Below are 1,904 nucleotides of genomic sequence, written 5' to 3'. Positions count from 1 at the left end.
CGTGGCGTCCGCCCCGGTACGGGCGGGGGGTGCGGCGTGCTGGTTCGTCGCCCCCGCCGCCGAGGACCCGGACGGTGACCCCGTACCGGCGGCGCTCGCACAGGCGCGTCCGGTCCTGGTGCGGGGGGACGACGCCGCCCGCCTCCGGGCCCTGGTCGCCGCGGTCGAGGCGCACGGGCCCGTCCCGGTGCCGGAGTCGGCGGCCGCGCGCTTCGCGGAACTGACCGGCGTCAGGCGGGCTCTGGCCCGGCTCGTCGTGGCCGGTCTGGTCGGCCGGGTCCACCGGGACGAGGACCGCGCCCTGGCGGGCAAGGCACCGTACCGGGCGACCGCGATGACGGCCGTGGCGTACGAGGAGCTGCGCGCGCGGCTCGGGGGCGCCGGACGGCGGGCCGTCTTGGCCGCGGCCCTGCCCGAGGACCCGGCCGAACTGTGGCGGCCGGGCGGGGTGGACGCGGCCGCGGAGCGGATGGCCGGGGTGTGGCGGGAACTGCTCGGGGCGCTTCCCGCCGTGCACGACGAGGCGGCGGACGCACTGGAGACCGGCCTGGGGCTCGGCGAGGTATGGGCCCGGCGGCTGGCGGGAGGCTACGCGGCCGCGGCGGACGCGACCGTGGAGGCGGCCGGCTGGGAACTGGCGGCGACCCGGTACGGCATCGGGGTGGAGGTCCGGGCCGTGCCCCCGTCCGGGCCCGGGCTGCCGTACCGCACGCCGGTGGGCCTCGACCTTCACGAAATCGCGAGCGCGCTGGTGTGGGCCTGGACCGACCGGCCCGTCGGGGACCCCGCGGTGGCCGGCGCGATGGACGTGTACGAGCGGCTGCGGGCCGAACTGGCACGTCCGGAGCTGCTGCTGGCCCTGCCCGGCGGCCGGGTCCAGGACACCTCGGCACGGATCGCCGAGCGGTTCGGGCCCGGGCTGCTGCCGGTGGCGATGGACGACCGCAAGGAGGAAGGACCGGTTCCGGTGACCGCGTACGACTCCGGGCCTCTGGTGGTGTGCGCGCCCGGCGGCGCCTCGTTCCTGCGGCCCGCGGCGGTCGCCGACCCCGCGGTGTGGCGGCGGGTCCGCGAGGTCACGGACCTGACGGAGGAGTTGGACCGGGTGGCGCCGCTGCTGGCCCGTGGCGGGCTGGAGCGGATGATGCTCCGGGCCCGCTCCGGACCGGTGCCGGCCGGTGCGTACGAGGCGGATCCGCGGCGGTCCTGCCCGGAGCTGGTCACGCGGGTCGCGGCCGGGCTCGGCGTCGGCGCGGACGCGGCGGCGCTGTATCTCCAGGTGGCGGCGCTGGCCGCGCCCACCGACCGGAACGTACGTCGGTGGAACGGCTGGACCGCCAAACGGCACAAGGAGGTCCGCGCGGAACTCCTCACCACCGGCGCGGTCGTGGAGGCCAAGCGGGCGCGGGCGGGCCGGACCGTCTTCCTGCCCGGGGAATGGACCGAGCTGAAGGCCCCGAACCTGCCGCTGGAGACGGTGAAGCTGGCGGGCCACCAGGTGCGCCCGCTGTGGAGCGACTCGATCCGCGCCCCCTTCGGCCGGGTACTGCCGACGGCACCCCTGCACGAGATGTTCGCGCAGGCCTGGGAGCGGAGGTCCGCCAACAGCCGTTGAACGTCCGGCACTCGGACGGAAAACAGGTGCGCGTGAGCGCCGGCGTTGACAAGCTGCTCCGGTGAATCATGAACAGATCTCCCGGATCGCACACGCCGACCACCCGATCAAGGCCCCGCTCGACGACGCTTCGGTACGCCGGTTGCTCGAACACGGCGCCCCGCGCGACGGCGAGCGGGTGCTGGACCTGGGGTGCGGTACCGCGGAATGGCTGCTGCGCGCCCTGGCCACCCATCCCCGTCTGCACGCCGAGGGCGTGGACACCTCCGAGGTGTCCGTGGCGCAGGCC

The 1,904-nt window shown here is 76.5% G+C and carries 1 protein-coding gene and 1 pseudogene; both read left to right on the top strand.

Going from position 1 to position 1,904, the window contains the following annotated elements; translation table 11 throughout:
* Positions 1 to 1,615 (top strand): annotated as a pseudogene (locus ACWGIU_RS36940) (hypothetical protein); the annotation flags it as partial.
* Positions 1,616 to 1,676: 61 nt separating this feature from the next.
* A partial coding sequence (locus ACWGIU_RS36935; RefSeq protein ID WP_453712445.1) for an SAM-dependent methyltransferase occupies positions 1,677 to 1,904 on the top strand: 228 nt, incomplete at its 3' end.

It is taken from the genome of Streptomyces sp. NPDC054840 (assembly GCF_053611065.1).
The sequence above is the reverse complement of the archived record's forward strand: the minus strand, read 5'-3'. Positions and strand labels throughout refer to the sequence as shown.